The organism is Hyphomicrobiales bacterium (genome assembly GCA_002869065.1).
GTDB lineage: Bacteria > Pseudomonadota > Alphaproteobacteria > Rhizobiales > Rhodobiaceae > Rhodobium.
In genome coordinates this window covers 542,124-557,689 of record PKTR01000001.1, presented here as the reverse complement: position 1 = coordinate 557,689, position 15,566 = coordinate 542,124, and the positions used below count along the sequence as shown (strand labels likewise).

General features: G+C 63.1%; 14 protein-coding genes. All 14 read right to left on the bottom strand.

The features are described from left to right. Positions 1–54: 54 nt before the first annotated feature. A complete protein-coding gene (gene lpxB / locus C0606_02440; GenBank protein ID PLX39397.1) occupies positions 55–1,263 on the bottom strand; it encodes a lipid-A-disaccharide synthase in 1,209 nt (402 codons plus the stop codon). Beyond that, positions 1,260–2,120 carry a DUF1009 domain-containing protein gene (locus tag C0606_02435; GenBank protein ID PLX39668.1) on the bottom strand — a complete coding sequence of 287 codons (861 nt, stop codon included), beginning with the start codon at positions 2,118–2,120 and terminating at the stop codon, positions 1,260–1,262. Before C0606_02435 ends, lpxB begins: the two co-directional genes overlap by 4 nt. 26 nt (positions 2,121–2,146) lie before the next feature. After that, on the bottom strand, positions 2,147–2,953 hold the full coding sequence (locus C0606_02430; GenBank protein ID PLX39396.1) for an acyl-[acyl-carrier-protein]--UDP-N-acetylglucosamine O-acyltransferase: 807 nt from the start codon (positions 2,951–2,953) through the stop codon (positions 2,147–2,149). Positions 2,954–2,961: 8 nt separating this feature from the next. Further along, positions 2,962–3,426: a 3-hydroxyacyl-[acyl-carrier-protein] dehydratase FabZ gene (gene fabZ, locus C0606_02425; GenBank protein ID PLX39395.1), complete on the bottom strand. Its 465-nt coding sequence runs from the start codon at positions 3,424–3,426 to the stop codon at positions 2,962–2,964. 128 nt (positions 3,427–3,554) lie between these two features. Further along, positions 3,555–4,616: a UDP-3-O-(3-hydroxymyristoyl)glucosamine N-acyltransferase gene (lpxD, locus tag C0606_02420; protein PLX39667.1), complete on the bottom strand. Its 1,062-nt coding sequence runs from the start codon at positions 4,614–4,616 to the stop codon at positions 3,555–3,557. Positions 4,617–4,792: 176 nt separating this feature from the next. After that, positions 4,793–7,213 carry an outer membrane protein assembly factor BamA gene (gene bamA, locus C0606_02415; protein PLX39394.1) on the bottom strand — a complete coding sequence of 807 codons (2,421 nt, stop codon included), beginning with the start codon at positions 7,211–7,213 and terminating at the stop codon, positions 4,793–4,795. Positions 7,214–7,404: 191 nt separating this feature from the next. Beyond that, positions 7,405–8,541 (bottom strand): RIP metalloprotease RseP, encoded by a 1,137-nt coding sequence (gene rseP, locus C0606_02410; protein ID PLX39666.1) that lies wholly within the window; start codon positions 8,539–8,541, stop codon positions 7,405–7,407. A 158-nt stretch (positions 8,542–8,699) separates the two neighbouring features. Then, complete coding sequence (locus tag C0606_02405) at positions 8,700–9,860, bottom strand: 1-deoxy-D-xylulose-5-phosphate reductoisomerase (GenBank protein PLX39665.1); 1,161 nt, start codon at positions 9,858–9,860, stop codon at positions 8,700–8,702. A gap of 70 nt (positions 9,861–9,930) precedes the next feature. Continuing rightward, a complete protein-coding gene (locus C0606_02400) occupies positions 9,931–10,773 on the bottom strand; it encodes a phosphatidate cytidylyltransferase (GenBank protein ID PLX39393.1) in 843 nt (280 codons plus the stop codon). Beyond that, a complete protein-coding gene (locus C0606_02395; protein ID PLX39392.1) occupies positions 10,773–11,540 on the bottom strand; it encodes a di-trans,poly-cis-decaprenylcistransferase in 768 nt (255 codons plus the stop codon). Before C0606_02395 ends, C0606_02400 begins: the two co-directional genes overlap by 1 nt. A 32-nt stretch (positions 11,541–11,572) precedes the next feature. Then, positions 11,573–12,136, bottom strand: coding sequence for a ribosome recycling factor (locus C0606_02390; GenBank protein ID PLX39391.1), 564 nt, complete (start codon positions 12,134–12,136; stop codon positions 11,573–11,575). A gap of 87 nt (positions 12,137–12,223) precedes the next feature. Further along, positions 12,224–12,946 (bottom strand): UMP kinase, encoded by a 723-nt coding sequence (locus tag C0606_02385; GenBank protein PLX39390.1) that lies wholly within the window; start codon positions 12,944–12,946, stop codon positions 12,224–12,226. A gap of 283 nt (positions 12,947–13,229) precedes the next feature. Further along, positions 13,230–14,159, bottom strand: coding sequence for an elongation factor Ts (locus C0606_02380; GenBank protein ID PLX39389.1), 930 nt, complete (start codon positions 14,157–14,159; stop codon positions 13,230–13,232). Between the two features lie 122 nt (positions 14,160–14,281). Then, positions 14,282–15,337 (bottom strand): 30S ribosomal protein S2, encoded by a 1,056-nt coding sequence (gene rpsB / locus C0606_02375; protein ID PLX39388.1) that lies wholly within the window; start codon positions 15,335–15,337, stop codon positions 14,282–14,284. Positions 15,338–15,566: the final 229 nt, after the last annotated feature.

Sequence of the window (15,566 nt, the reverse complement as noted above, 5' to 3'; positions counted from 1 at the left end):
CAAGCAAACCGAAAGGGCGCCATCTGGCGCCCTTTTTGTTGCGGCCGGTCGGAACTAGCGCCCGGCGCGGTCGAGCTCGGCCAGCACGACACGCGCCGCACGGGCGCTCGGGCTTTCACCGCCCTCGAGCGTCATCGCGTCATCGAGACGCGAGAACGCGGCGAGCTGTGCGGACCTTTCGGGTGTTTCACCAAGCAGCGGCAACACCCGTTCGGCGAGCGCTTCCGGCGTGACTTCGAGATCGAGGAGTTCCGGGATCGCCTTTGCGCCGATGATGATGTTGGTCAGCACCATCGTGTCGACCTGGGCAATGTTCGGGAACAGCCGCCGCAACCGGTTGATCTGCCGGTATATGCCGTCGAGCACATAGGCCACGACCATCGGCACATGCGCGAGACCGAGCTCGAGCGTAACTGTGCCGGATGCCGCCAATGCCGCATGAGCCCGCCGGAACGCCGCAAATTTCGCCTCTTCACCGACGACCACCTGTGGCGCGACCGGCCACTTCGCGGTGCGCTCACGCAGCGTCTCGGCGAGCCGCGGCACGGCCGGAATCACGACCTCGAGGCGTTTCCCGAACCGCGCGACGATCAGCTCCACGGCCTGGCCAAAGATGTCGAGCATGCGATCCAGCTCGCCTCGCCTGCTACCGGGGAGAACGAGAAGAACGGGTGCCGAGGCGGATGCCAATGGCGGGCGTTCGTCGGCTGTCGGGCGCAGCTTGTCGAGGCGCTCGATCAGCGGGTGCCCGACATAGGTCGTCACAGGCCCGCCGAGGCGTTCATGAACGTCCGGTTCGAACGGCAGAATGGCCAGCAAGTGATCGACATAGGCCTTCATCTTGCGCGCCCTGCCCGGCCGCCATGCCCAGACCGATGGCGACACGTAGTCGACGATCGGCAAATCCGGCCGACGTTTGCGAACCTTCTTCGCCACCCGATGGGTGAAATCCGGCGAGTCGATGATGACGAGGATGTCTGGCTTTTCAGCGAGCACCGCATCCACGGTCTCACGCATACGCCGCAGAATGGTCGGCAGCTTGGCGATGACAGCGGTTGCGCCCATGACGGCGATGTCGTGCAGCGGGAAAAGGCTGGTCAGCCCCTCGGCTTCCATACGGTCGCCGCCAACACCGGCAAAGCGGAAGGCTCTATCGGAGCCTGCAACAAGGCCTCGCATCAACGCGGCGCCGAGCTGGTCGCCGGACTCGTCGCCGACCACGAAAAACACCGTGGTCGGGCGCTCCGGCGCCGCCCCGCTCATGAGCCCTGTCCAACGGGAACGCCGATGAGGAAAATTCCGGCGCGCTCGGCGATGGCGATCGTTTCATCCGGTTCGGCGATCAACACATGGCCTGCCTCGACCGCGATGCCAGAGAGCCCGGCTGCGGCGACGGCTTCAACCGTCGCCGGACCGATGGTCGGCAGGTCTGTGCGGAGTTCCTGGCCCGCCTTGACGCATTTAACGAGCACGCCGCATCCAGCGGGGCCGATGCGGCCGTCATTTCGCAGCGTGGCGCAGCGCTGCAGCATCGCATCTGTACCTTCGGCGGCTTCGACCGCTATGACCCGGCCGCGCGCAATGACAACGGCCTGGCCGACATCGAAGGGACTGAGCGTATGCACCATTGCGCTGCCGGTGGCGATGTCGCGCTCGCTGGTCTCGTCGGGCCGTTTCGCCGTCATGCAGCCTTCGGGTGCAAGGAGTTCGGGAGCGACGTCGTGGGCCCCGACGATGCGAAATCCTTCGCTCTCGAAAATCCCGATGACCTTTTTCAACACGCTGTCGTCGCCGCCGACGATCGCTTTGAGAATGCGCGGCAGGCGCCGAACCGTGCCCCAGTCGCCCAGCATCGACCACAGGGACGGCCTGCGCCGCACGGAGCCGATCAGCACGATATCGCGGCACCCGTGTTCCTTCATGACCTTGAAAAGGCGGCCGATCTCGCCCCAGCCGAGCCAGATCGGCTGAAACGGCGCAAGCGCCTCCGCATCGGCTTCGTCACGGATGGCAAAGACCGAGAACGGGCGGCCCGTTTCGGCGACACGGCGCGCGAGAACCGCCGGAAGACTGCCGCCGCCGGCGATAATGGCAAGCCGCTCGTGGCCGTCGCCGGTCATGATGGCCGGGTTCTCCGTTTCGCGGGTCAGGCGTCCTCGCGCGTCGAGCGCGGCGTGCACAGCGCACGGTCCTTGCCGTCGCGGATGAAATCGATCACACGCTGGACTTCGGGTTCATCGCCGAAGGTCCGCGCGACATCGTCGACCCGCTCCTTCAGCGTGCCTTCATCGGCGAACAGCATGCGATACGCCTTGCGCAGCGCATGGATGGTATCGCGAGCAACGCCGTGACGTTTCAGGCCGACGATGTTGAGCCCGCCGAGATGAGCACGATTGCCGATGACCGAGCCGAACGGAATGACGTCGTTCTCGACGCCGCTCATGCCGCCGACAAAGGCATGCGAACCGACGCGCACCCACTGATGCACCGCGCACAGCCCGCCAAGGATGGCGAAGTCGCCGATATGAACATGGCCTGCGAGGGTCGCGTTGTTGACGAGAATGACATGGTTGCCGATGACGCAGTCATGCGCGACGTGAGCGCCGACCATGATCAGGCAGTTCTCGCCGACGCGTGTTTCGGCACCGCCGCCGGCGGTCCCCGGGTTCATCGTCACATGCTCACGGATCGTCGTCCCCGCGCCGACGACGAGGCGGGTGTCCTCGCCGCGAAACTTCAGGTCCTGCGGCGGCAGACCGATGCTGGCGAACGGGTAGATCGTGACCTCGCTGCCGATCTCGGTGTTGCCGTCGATCACGACATGAGCGTGGACCTTCGCGCCGGTGCCGATCCGCACCTTGGGCCCGATCACGCTGTAGGGGCCGATAGATGCGCCATCGGCGATTTCCGCGCCCTCTTCGATGATCGCGGTCGGATGAATGTTCGTTGTCATTTGGTGCCTTATCGGTCGACCAGCATTGCGCTCAGCTCGGCTTCCGCAACGCGCACGCCATCGACCATCGCAACGGATTCGAACCACCACATATTGGCCCGGTTGCGGGTCTTCTTGACGTGGTATTCCACGGTGTCGCCCGGCATAACCGGTTTGCGGAACTTCGCCTTGTCGATGGTCATGAAGTACACGACCTTGGGCTGCGAGTTGCCTTCGCGCGACATCACACAGATAGCACCTGCCGTCTGCGCCATGCCCTCGATCAGCAGAACGCCCGGCATCACCGGCTGGCTCGGGAAATGCCCCAGGAAATGCGGTTCATTGGCAGTGACGTTCTTGATGCCAATGGCGGAGTTGTCGCTGTCGATATCCTTGATCCGGTCAACCATCAAAAACGGATAGCGGTGCGGGAGCAGCTCCAGCACACGCATGATATCGGCGCTTTCCAAGTTCTTGGTCTCGGTTTCTTCCATTCTCAGCCCCTCATCGCACCCAACGGGCAGGTAACCAGTGCCGGTGTCTTCATGTTTCTCATTCCGGCGCGACAGAAAACCATAGGTCTCGGGGAAATGCGAGCCCCGGAACCTCTCCCGTCGCGCCGCTATTTGCCGCTGTCGTCGCCCTTGGCGGCCTTGTTGCGCACAAGAGCCTTCAGCGCGGACTGCTCGCGGGTCCACTCCCGCAGCGGCTTGGCGGGCGAACCAATCCAGCGCTGGCCTGACGGCACATCGTCATTGACGTTGCTTGACCCGCCGATTTGCGCACCCATGCCGATCTTCAGATGCCCGGCGAGGCCGACCTTGCCGGCAAGCACCACATAATCCTCGAGCTGCGTGCTGCCGGAAATTCCGACCTGAGCGACAATCACGCAGTGGCGACCGACAACGACGTTGTGGCCAATCTGAACCTGATTGTCGATCTTGGTCCCTTCGCCAATGATCGTGTCGCGATTGGCACCGCGGTCAATGGTGGTGTTGGCACCGATCTCGACATCGTCCTGAATGACAACGCGGCCAATCTGCGGGACCTTGCTATGACCGCCCGGTCCCATCGCAAACCCAAAGCCGTCCTGCCCGACGCAGACACCAGGATGCAGGAACACCCGATTGCCCAACAGCGCGAACTGTACCGTCGTGTTCGGTCCGATGTAGCAGTCGCGGCCGATACGCACGCCGGCACCGACGACGGCGTTCGCGGCGATCACGGTACCTGTGCCGATTTCCGCGTCCGGACCGACAACGGCACCCGGTTCGACGATCACACCGGTTTCGAGGCGAGCCTGATCATCGACATGGGCCCGGGGCGAGATACCCTCCTGCTCCGGGCAGACACCGCGAAGCTTGGTGGCAGCCGGATAGAAGCGGGTCATCACCGTGGCAAAGGCCCGGTACGGGTCTTTAGCTTCGAGCGCGATCACGTGAGAGGGGATCTTGTCGACGAATTTTTTCGGCGCGAAGCAGGCGCTGGCCCCGGTTTCGGCCAACAGCGGCAGGTAACGCGGATTGTCGATAAAGGTGAGATCACCAGCTGCCGCAAGATCAAGCGCGGCAACCCCGCGAATGACGGTGGCCGGGTCGCCTTCCGCCATGGTCGCTGACGTCCACTCGCAAATCGTTTCAATGCTGACGGGATCGGGTGCTTTGAAGAATTCAGGGTCGTTCATCGCCGTTTCCGGTTCGGGAAAGGATTCCACGCTGCGATAGCACATCACAGGCCGCAGGGGCAGCGCGATATGGTATCGGCGGCCGCGTTCGCCGCAATTTGCGTCGAAACACGGCTCCTTAAACGAAAAAGCGCGCGACCGGGGACCGATCGCGCGCTTTTCAGCATTGTTGCGAATTAGAAGGTGGTGCCACCACCGATGCGGAAGACCTGTTCCTGGTCGTAGTCTTCCTTCATGACCGGCCAGGCGAAGTCCGCGCGGATCAGGCCGAACGGCGAGTCCCACAGCAGGCCGGCGCCGAGCGATGCGCGGAGGGCACCGTCGTTGCCGATGATCGGCACGCCACGGGCGGCCTTCGGATCCACATCCCACAGCGTACCTGCATCGGCGAACACCGCACCGTAGAAGCCGAGTTCGGACGGCAGCACCGGGATCGGGAAGTTCGCTTCAACCGTACCCGCGATATAGGCACGGCCACCAAGGGCGTCGCCGGTCAGGCGGTCACGCGGGCCGATACCCTGGGATTCGAAGCCGCGAATGGTTTCGCCACCGATGAAGAAGTGATCCGGAAGGCGCAGACGCTCGCCGAGACCCGTGATGTAGCCAGCCTTGGCCTTGGCCATACCGATCACGCCCCAATCCGGCATAATCTCCTGGTAGTAGCGGCCTTCGACCGTGGTCCGCAGGAAGGTCACGTCGCCACCGACGCCCGCGAATTCCTGCTTGAACATCGCGTAGATGCCCTCGTGCGGCATCTTCTGGTCGTCCAGCGTGTCATAGACGAGCGAGTAACCGACCAGCGAGGTGAAGGTGGTGCCGATCGACTGCTTGACCGCGCGCGAAACTTCGGCAGCGCTGAGGTCGGCGTCGACGATACCGTCATTGTTTGCGTCGCAAGAGGCCGGAACCGGGCCGCTGCCGCTGTAGGAACAACCGTCCTTGAGACCCGCGACCACGTCGAACTTACGCTCATACGCCTGGTAGAAGGTGTTGAACGTCATTTCGTCATTCAGCGGCAGGCCGAAGTTCAGACCACCACCGGTGACCTCTTCGTTGTACTGGCGGTAGTCGTTCTCTTCATAGACATGCCGGTAAAGGTTGATGCCGGCCGACAGACGACGCCCCATGAAATAGGGCTCCGTGAAGGCGAAGTCGTAGGTCTCGCGGCTTTCACCGCCGCCGACGGCGAGTTTCACGTACTGGCCACGACCCAGGAAGTTGCGCTCGGTGACGGAAATGTCGCCGATAATACCTTCCGACGTCGAATAACCCGCGCCGAACGAAACGGCGCCCGTTGCCTGCTCTTCAACGTCGACATTGACGACGACGCGGTCGGGCGCGGTGCCCGGCGTGGTCGTGATGCGAACGGACTTGAAGTAGTTGAGGTCTTTCAGGCGGCGTTCGGCCTTGTTGATGAGCACCCGGTTGAAGGCGTCACCTTCGGCAACGTCGAACTCGCGACGGATGACGTAGTCGCGCGTGCGGGTGTTGCCGCGGATGTTGATCCGGTCGATGTAAACGCGCGGACCTTCATCAACGTAATAGGTGATCGAGATCGTGCGGTTCTCGTAGTCGCGATCGCCGCGCGGGCGCACCTGAGCAAAGGCATAGCCCTTCTCCGCGACCTGCAGGACCAGCTCCTCGAGCGACTTCTCGACTTCACGCGAATCGTAGGTCGAACCCGGATCGGTCTCGACCGAGGCCCGCAGGGTCTCGGGGTCGGCGGATGCCAGCGTGCTCTGCACCTGAACGTCGCCGTAGGTGTACTCCTCGCCTTCCTCGACCGTGAAGGTCACGAAGAAGGTGTTGCGCTCGCGATCGAGGTCGGCAACCGCGGAAATGATGCGGAAATCGGCATAGCCGCGCTGATAGTAGAACTGACGCAGCAGCTCCTGGTCGGCGTTCAGCCGGTCCGGATCATAGCTGTCGGTCGTACGCAGCCAGCCAAGCAGGCCCGTCTCGCGCGTCTTGATGACGTCGCGCAGGCGCCCGTCGCTGAAAGCCTTGTTGCCGATGAAGGTGATGCGCGCGATACCGGTCTTGTCGCCCTCGTCGACTTCGAAAACGAGATCGACGCGATTCTGTGCCAGCGAAATGATCTTCGGCTCGACGGACGCGCGGAAGCGACCGGTGCGACGATAGATCTCGAGAATGCGCTGAACGTCCGACTGCACCTTGGCGCGAGTGAGCACACTGCGCGGCTTCGACTGGATCTGGGTGAGAAGGATCTCGTCCTTCTGCTTCTTGTTGCCCTCGATCGAGACGCGATTGATCACCGGGTTCTCAACGACGGTCACGACCAGCGCCGAGCCCCGCTGGGAAATGTTCACGTCGGAGAACAGGCCGGTTGCAAACAGCGCCTTGAGGGATGCGTCGACATCGTCGGCACCGAAAGACCGCCGGGGAGAGATGGTCAGATAAGTGCGAACGGTTTCAGCATCGACACGCTGCACACCGACCACGTCGATGCGGCTCACGACTGCGGCTTCCGCCGGCTGTGCGCCGATCACGGACAGCCCCGCCCCCATCACCGGCGCCACGGCAACAAAAAGTGCGACCGAAGCCGCCGTAACAAGCGCTCTCAATTTAGCTCGCATCGGGTATCACTGCCCTTTGTATTTCCAAAAGTTCCCCGGCGGAGCCGAGATCCACCACCATCCCGATTCCTCACACCTCTTCTTACAAGGTTTGGAATGGGTTGCAAGGTGATGCACCGCCGCGAACCGAAATTTTCTCTTCAACCGTTGCCCGGCAGACACGGTCCCCTTCTTCTACCGGGACGGTGACGTCATAAAGACGCCAGATGCATAATATCGTTCCAGGTTACCAAAACCATCAACGACAACACAATTGCGACACCGACACGGAAGCTCAATTCAAGCGCCCTGTCGCTCAGCGGACGGCCGCGCACCGCCTCGATTGCATAAAACAGCAGGTGGCCGCCATCAAGCATCGGCACCGGCACCAGGTTGATCAAACCGATGCTGACCGACAGGAACGCCATCATGTGGATCAACGGCATAATCCCGAGCGACGCCACCTGACCGGAAATCTGCGCCACCCGGATCGGTCCGCCAAGCTGGTCCGCCGGCTGGCGACCAGCAATCACGCCGGAAATATATTGTCCGGTGCGCACCACGATATCCCAGGTTTCCTCGATGCCGAGCCAGATCGCCTTGTGCGGCGCATAGTGCTGGACGATGATGTCTTCACGCTTGGTGCTGCGCTGGATGCCAAGCATGCCGACGGTGTTCTTGTTGCCGAAGCGGTCTTCGACAACACGCAGTTTCGGCGTAACGGTGCGTTCAAGCGTTTCGCCGCCACGATCGATCACGACTTCCATCGGCACACCGGCGTTGACCGTCACGATGCGCTGAATATCCGAGAAGCTCTCGACCGTGTTTCCGTCCATGGAGAGGATGAGGTCGCCCGGCTGCAGTCCGACTTCCTCGGCGGCCGACCCCGCGACCACCGAGTCGATGCGCGGCGCCACTACCTGCTTGCCATAAGCTCCGAACAGAACAGCGAAAATGACGATAGCGAGGATGAAATTGGCGATTGGCCCGGCGGCAACGATTGCGGCCCGCTGACCAACGCTCTTGCCCGGAAAGCTGACCGAGCGCTGTTCCGGCGTCATGCGGCTGAGCGCCTCGGTATCGGGATTGCTCGCGGCGGACTCATCGCCCTCGAACTTGACGTAGCCGCCAAGCGGAATCGCGGCGACCCGCCAGCGGGTGCCGTGGCGATCATTGCGCCCGAACAGCTCGGGACCGAATCCGATGGAGAAGACATTGACCTTCACGCCGCACCAGCGGCCGACAAGGAAATGCCCGAGCTCGTGGAAGAAGACAACGATCGTCAAGACGCAGAGAAAGGGGACGACATAGCCGATCAGCGTCGACCCAAACCCGGTTATGAACTCCATCGCCTCATCCTTTTCTGCCTGCAAACGCGTTTCTTGCGCCTGATCCTATCTGCAAAAATGCCTATAAATCGTTTCTGGCGGGAAAATGGTGCAGCGGCACAAAAAACCCAGAGGCCATGCGCCTTTTCGCCGCCCTTCGGCCCCGCCGGATCGTGCGTCTAGCGCGCCTTCATCAGGCTTGTCGCGAGCTTGCGCGATTCCCCGTCCAGTTCGAGCGCGGCCTCGACCGTTGCCGGTTCGCGAAGCAACCCATGGCGATCGGCCGCCTCGATGGTCGCCTCGACCGACGCGGCAATATCGAGGAATCCGATCCGGCCCTCGAGAAAGGCGTGGACGGCGATTTCGTTGGCGCCGTTCAACACCGTTGTCGTCCCCTCGCCGCGCGCGAGCGCGGCGCGAGCCAGACCAAGCGCCGGGAACCGTTCGAGATCGGGCCGCTCGAAGGTCAGTGTCGCAACCTCGGCGAGGTCGAGCCGGCGGGACGGCGCGACACCGCGGCGCGGCCATGACAGACAGTGCGAAATCGGCGTGCGCATGTCGGGTGACCCGAGCTGGGCGAGCAGCGAGCCGTCGGCATATTGCACCATGCCGTGAATGACGGATTGGGGATGCACCAGCACGTCTATCTGCTCGAGCGCCAGCGGGAACAGATGAAACGCCTCGATGACCTCGAGGCCCTTGTTCATCAGCGTCGCGCTGTCGATGGTGATCTTCGCGCCCATCGACCAGTTGGGATGCTTGAGCGCCTGCTCGCGCGTCACCGTGACCATGTCGTCGCGGGCCCAGGTGCGGAACGGTCCGCCGGACGCCGTCAGGATAATCTTTTCAATGCGCTCGACATTGTCCTGTTCGAACACCTGGAAGATCGCGTTGTGCTCGGAATCGACGGGCAGAATTGTCACGCCCGCCGCCGTCGCCTCGCGCAGGAAGACCGAACCTGCACAGACAAGACATTCCTTGTTGGCAAGTGCGATCGAGGTGCCGGACCGGATCGCCGCAATGGTCGGCTCAAGGCCGGCCGCGCCGGTGATCGCGGCGACGACGAGATCGGTCGGCCGGGTCGCGGCTTCGACCATCGCCGTTTTGCCGGCGCCGACTTCGATGCCCGAGCCTGCAAGCGCCTCGGCGACGACCTGACGTTTGCCTTCATCACCGATGACCGCCATACGCGGACGCAGGCGCAGCGCCATTTCAATCAACGCTTCGGCATTGCTGAACGCCGTCACCGCCTCCAGCTCGAAGCGTTCGGGGTCGCGGGCAACGAGATCAAGCGTCGAGGTACCGATCGAGCCGGTGGCGCCCAGCACGGACAACCGCATCGGACGGTCACCCTGAACGTTGGCGCGGTGCGCGGCTTGCGGTTTTTCCTGTTCGACGACGTTCACGTTCTCACCAAATAAACAGGCCTGCGGCCGGGTCGTTCCACCCTGCCCGGGCGGCGCCGATCACGGACGCAACGGCTGCGCCGACGACCAGCGCATCGACGCGATCCATGATGCCGCCATGACCGGGAATCAGATTGCTCGAATCCTTCTTGCCGAAGCGGCGCTTGATTGCCGACTCGCCGAGATCACCGAGTTGTCCCGACGCAGAAATGAGCGCGGTCGCAAGGACAAGGCCGACAGCGACGGGAAAGCCCGCAACGAGCACGGTCGCGATGCCGGCGATGACGCCGCCGGTCAGGCCGCCGATGGCGCCCGACCAGGTCTTTTTCGGCGACACGGCCGGCCAAAGTTTCGGACCACCGACCGCACGGCCAACGAAATAGGCAGCGATGTCGGTCGCCCAGGTCACGGCGAAAAGGAAGATGATGGCGACAAGCCCGTAATCGCCGCCGCGCAGCATCAGCATGCCGATGCCGCTGAATCCCGCATAGGCGATCCCCAGCGCGAGCCACCTTCCCTGCCGGTCGACGGCAGACCACAGCAAGGCGGCGAGCGCACCGGCAAGCACGAGAACGACAGCAATATCGGGCCGGGCCAGATAGGTCGCGACCATGGCGGCCGTAACGACTGCTCCGCCCGCCCAATCGACAATCGGCAGCTTGCTGCGTCCGGTAATCCCCACCCATTCGTAGAGAACGAGCACGGCGCCGACGAGGATCATCGCCGCATAGGGAGTGCCGCCGTACCAGGTGAGCCCGAGCACTATCGGCGCGAGCACAACGGCAGACGCTATCCTGAGCCGCAATTCGCGCGATTTGGCAGCCGCAGTGTCGGAACCAGCCGACATCAGACCCGCGCCCGCGTGTCGATGCTGCCGAAACGGCGGTCGCGACCATGGAACTCGGCGAGCGCCGCGTCGAAAGCGGCATCATCGAAATCAGGCCACAGAATCGGCACGAAGACGAGCTCCGCATAGGCGGCCTGCCACAAAAGGAAGTTCGACAGGCGCTGTTCGCCGCTGGTGCGGATGATGAGATCGGGATCGGGAATGCCACCGGTATCCAGCATCTCGGCAACCGTGGCGGCACCGATCTCGTCCGGCGTCAGTTCGCCCGCGGCAACCGCGGTCGCTATCCGCTTCATGGAGCGGACGATTTCGTCCCGCCCCCCGTAGTTGAAGGCGACGACGAGCGTCAGGCCGGTGTTTTCGCGGGTGCAGTCTTCCGCGTCTTCGAGCAGCTTGCGCAGATCGGGCTTCAGCGCGTCGCGCTCACCGATGATGCGCACCCGGACGTTTTTGGCGTTGAGATCGGCGAGATCGCTGCGGATGAACAGCCGCAGCAGATTGAGCAGGTCGTTGACCTCGCTCGCCGGCCGCGACCAGTTCTCAGAACTGAAGCTGAACAGGGTCAGGTAGGCGATACCGCGCGCCGCCGCATGGCGGATCGCGCGCCGTACCGCTTCGACGCCACGACGGTGGCCTTCGGTGCGCGGCAGGCCGCGCGCCTTCGCCCAGCGACCGTTGCCATCCATGATGACGGCGACATGGCGAGGCATCCCGGCCCTGTCGGCAACCGGATCCGGTGTAGATGGAGCGTCCAGAGACAATGGCATCGCGGATCCCGTACCGGATCGAAACCTCCCGGTCAGACCTGGGTGATTTCCTCTTCCTTGTGCGCCAGGATCTCGTCGATCGAGGCGATTTCCTTATCGGTCAGCTTCTGAACCACATCGGCCTGAGCATGGTGTTCATCCTTGCTCATATGGCCTTCCTTTTCCATATTCTTCAGCGTGTCCATGCCGTCGCGACGCACCTGACGCACGGCGACACGCGCCTGTTCGGCATATTTGTGCGCAATCTTGACCAATTCCTGACGGCGCTCCGCGTTGAGCTCGGGGATCGGCAGGCGCAGGGTCTGACCGTCGACGACCGGGTTCAGGCCGAGGCTCGATTCGCGGATCGCCTTGTCAACCGCGTTGACCATGCCCTTGTCCCAGACCTGAACCGAGAGCATGCGCGACTCGGGAACGCTGACAGTGCCGACCTGGTTGATCGGCATCGTCTGGCCATAGGCTTCGACCACGATCGGATCCAGCAGGGCGATGCTGGCGCGGCCGGTCCGCAGACCCGAAAGCTCGGTCTTGAGCACCGACACGGCACCTTCCATGCGCCGCTTGAGATCGTTGATGTCGAGAATTTCGTGTTCCATTTTTTCCTCGCATGGTCGCCGTTTGGCCGGCGGTCGTATCTTGCTCGGGCGCCGTGCGGGCTACCCGTGTCGGCGTCGCTCTTGTGTTCAGTCGCTTTCGACAAGGGTCGAGCGCCCCTGCCCGCACACCGCATCGACGATGCTGCCGGGCTGATGGATCGAGAAGACGATTATCGGGATCGCGTTGTCGCGGGCAAGAGCAAAGGCGGCGGTATCCATCACACCGAGACCTTTTGCCAGAGCCTCCTGATAGGAAACGCGCTCGTAGCGGGTCGCGGTCGGGTCCTTTTTCGGGTCCGCCGTGTAGATCCCGTCGACCTGGGTGCCCTTGAGCAGCGCGTCGCAGCCCATTTCGGATGCGCGCAGCGCGGCACCCGAATCGGTTGTGAAGAACGGGTTTCCGGTGCCGCCTGCGAACACCACGACCTCACCGGCATCAAACGCGGCGTCGGCCGCGCGCTGGCTGAAGGTATCACAAACGGTCGGCACGGGCAGCGCCGAAAGCACACGCGACGGAACACCGTTCTGGCGCAAGGCGCTCGAAATCGCGATGCTGTTGATGACGGTCGCCAGCATGCCCATGTGATCGCCGACTACCCGTTCGCCGCCCTCCGCGACAACGGAAACGCCGCGAAAGATGTTGCCGCCGCCAATCACGATGCCGACCTTGGCACCGAGCGCGACGGCTTCGCGAATGTCCTCGGCAATGCGCTGCACGAAGTCCGGGTCGATCCCGAAGCCGCGCTCGCCCATGAGTGCCTCGCCGGAGAGTTTGAGCAGCACCCTGCGATATTTCAGCGCCGTGGACATCGTACCTCTTCCCTGTCAGACCAGTGGCGCTGGCATCTCCGCATGCAACGGCCTGATGAGCGCCCGTCCGGTGTCACCTTCAAAGTCGGGATGACAACCGGGTTTCGTCAATAACCAAATACCGTTGGTCGGATAGAGCATTTCACGCCGATGTTCCAGTGGCGACCCCCGATTTGCCCCGAAAAACCACCCAATCGACGTGACAGCGGCCGGCTATCGTTACCGGCAAAGAAAAAGGGCGCCGCAAGGGCGCCCTTGATCCCGTTCCGATGTGTGGTCGGAATTAGTTCTTGCCGGCCATGGCCGCGACTTCCGACGCGAAGTCGCCCTCTTCCGCCTTTTCGACGCCCTCACCGAGAGCAAAGCGGATGAAGCCGGTGACCTTGACGTCGGCACCGGCATCGCCGGCGGCAGCCTTGGCAGCCTCTTCGACGGTGTTGTCCGGGTTCATGACGAAGGGCTGCTTGAGAAGCGTCGACTCTTCGAAGAACTTGCGCATCCGGCCTTCGACCATCTTTTCGATGATGTTTTCCGGCTTGCCGGATTCACGGGCCTGTTCGGCGTAGACAGCGCGCTCGCGCTCGGCAACTACCGGGTCGATGTCGGCTTCGGTCAGCGCCAGCGGGTTCGAGGCGGCGACGTGCATCGCGACCTGACGGCCGAACGCGGTCAGCGCATCCTTGTCGCCGGTCGACTCGACGGCAACCAGAACGCCGATCTTGCCGAGACCATCGGAGACCGAATTGTGGATGTAGCTGGCGACGACACCGTTCTCGACCTTGAGGTCGGCGGCGCGGCGCAGCGTCATGTTTTCGCCGATGGTGGCAATCGCTTCGTTGAGCTGATCGGCAACGCTCTTGCCGGCGCCCGGATAATCGGCCGCGGCAATCGCTGCGACGTCACCGCCGGTCGAAAGCGCGACATCGGCGATATCGCGAACCAGCTTCTGGAAGTTGTCGTTGCGGGCAACGAAGTCGGTTTCGGAGTTGACCTCGACGACAGCGGCGGTGCCGTCACCGGTGGCAACCGCAACCAGCCCTTCGGCGGCGACGCGGCCCGACTTCTTGGCGGCCTTCGCGAGGCCCTTGGTGCGCAGCCAGTCGATCGCGGCTTCCATGTCGCCGTCGTTTTCGATCAGGGCCTTCTTGCAGTCCATCATGCCTGCGCCGGTCTTTTCGCGCAGATCCTTCACCTGTGCGGCTGAGATGCTCATCTTTCGCCTCGTACGTGACTAACGTTAAGAACCATATGAATGACAAGGCCGCACGGCAGACCTCGATCCGCCGGCGGCATTATCGGGGGCAAAGCCGGCGTCAAGCGCCGGCCCTCGCAAAATTATTCGGCGCCTGCGAGCGCCTTGGCCTGGCCGACCCAGTCTTCACGGGCGATGCGGCCCTTGAAGTTGAGAACGGCATCGACACGCTCGATGTCATCGGCCGAGAAACCGGCGATCTGCGCATACTGCGTGATGCCGAGGCTGTTCAGCTTGCCTTCGAGAACCGGTCCGACACCGGAAATCTTCTTGAGGTCGTCGGCGTCGCCGGCCGGCGCTTCGAACAGCGGCGCAACGGCGCCCTCTTCTTCAGCCGGAGCGGCCTCTTCAGCCGGAGCGGCTTCCTCGACCGGAGCTTCGACGGTCTCGGTCAGCACGACCTCTTCCATGACTTCCTCGGCCTCGCCGACGTCATAGCCGAGCGCACCCTGGCTGCGCGACAGGCCATCGATGGCGGCACGCGCGATCAGGTCGCAATAGAGGTCGATGGCGCGGGCGGCGTCATCGTTACCCGGAACCGGATAGGTGATGCCGTCGGGATCGCAGTTGGAGTCGAGCACGGCGGCGACCGGAATACCGAGCCGGCGGGCTTCCTGAATGGCAATCCCCTCACGGTTGGTGTCGATCACGAACAGGAGGTCGGGAATGCCGCCCATGTCCTTGATGCCGCCGAGGTTGCGCTCGAGCTTCTCGCGCTCGCGGTCGAGGTTGAGACGCTCTTTCTTGGTCAACCGCTGGGCTTCGCCCGAGAGCATTTCCTCAAGCGTGCGCAGACGCTGGATCGAGTTCGAGATGGTCTTCCAGTTGGTCAACATGCCGCCGAGCCAACGGGCGTTGACGAAGTACTGGGCCGAACGACGGGCCGAATCGGCAACCGCGTTCTGGGCCTGGCGCTTGGTGCCAACGAGCAGCACGCGACCGCCACCGGCAACGGTGTCGCTCACCGCCTTCAGCGCCTGGTGCATCAGCGGCACGGTCTGCGCGAGGTCGATGATGTGGATATTGTTGCGGGTGCCGAAAATGAACGGAGCCATTTTCGGGTTCCAGCGATGCTTCTGGTGACCAAAGTGAATGCCGGCTTCGAGAAGCTGGCGCATAGTGAAATCGGGCATAGCCATGACTCTTGCATCTCCTTTTCCGGTTGGACCTCCGCGGAGCCTTGCTCAATCAGAGCTATGTAAGCACCGGAAGGACGTCGGTCAGAGACCGGCGCCCTCGACACTCCGCGTGTGGAATGCGCGCCTTATAGGCTGGGTTCTCGAAACATGCAAGCTGCAATCGCCGGCAAACCGCCGTCGCCCCGGCCGTTTGAACGGCGCCGGGAACAAGCGGCAGCGCCGCACGGCT

Excerpts from the sequence above, each read along its gene's own strand:
- C0606_02435 (PLX39668.1), bottom strand. The coding sequence starts at position 2,120 with ATGACCGGCGACGGCCACGAGCGGCTTGCCATTATCGCCGGCGGCGGC.
- C0606_02430 (PLX39396.1), bottom strand. The coding sequence starts at position 2,953 with ATGACAACGAACATTCATCCGACCGCGATCATCGAAGAGGGCGCGGAA.
- C0606_02390 (PLX39391.1), bottom strand. The coding sequence starts at position 12,136 with ATGGAACACGAAATTCTCGACATCAACGATCTCAAGCGGCGCATGGAA.
- C0606_02405 (PLX39665.1), bottom strand. The coding sequence starts at position 9,860 with ATGCGGTTGTCCGTGCTGGGCGCCACCGGCTCGATCGGTACCTCGACG.
- C0606_02400 (PLX39393.1), bottom strand. The coding sequence starts at position 10,773 with ATGTCGGCTGGTTCCGACACTGCGGCTGCCAAATCGCGCGAATTGCGG.
- fabZ (PLX39395.1), bottom strand. The coding sequence starts at position 3,426 with ATGGAAGAAACCGAGACCAAGAACTTGGAAAGCGCCGATATCATGCGT.
- lpxB (PLX39397.1), bottom strand. The coding sequence starts at position 1,263 with ATGAGCGGGGCGGCGCCGGAGCGCCCGACCACGGTGTTTTTCGTGGTC.
- lpxD (PLX39667.1), bottom strand. The coding sequence starts at position 4,616 with ATGAACGACCCTGAATTCTTCAAAGCACCCGATCCCGTCAGCATTGAA.
- C0606_02385 (PLX39390.1), bottom strand. The coding sequence starts at position 12,946 with ATGTCCACGGCGCTGAAATATCGCAGGGTGCTGCTCAAACTCTCCGGC.
- rpsB (PLX39388.1), bottom strand. The coding sequence starts at position 15,337 with ATGGCTATGCCCGATTTCACTATGCGCCAGCTTCTCGAAGCCGGCATT.
- C0606_02380 (PLX39389.1), bottom strand. The coding sequence starts at position 14,159 with ATGAGCATCTCAGCCGCACAGGTGAAGGATCTGCGCGAAAAGACCGGC.
- rseP (PLX39666.1), bottom strand. The coding sequence starts at position 8,541 with ATGGAGTTCATAACCGGGTTTGGGTCGACGCTGATCGGCTATGTCGTC.
- C0606_02395 (PLX39392.1), bottom strand. The coding sequence starts at position 11,540 with ATGCCATTGTCTCTGGACGCTCCATCTACACCGGATCCGGTTGCCGAC.
- bamA (PLX39394.1), bottom strand. The coding sequence starts at position 7,213 with ATGCGAGCTAAATTGAGAGCGCTTGTTACGGCGGCTTCGGTCGCACTT.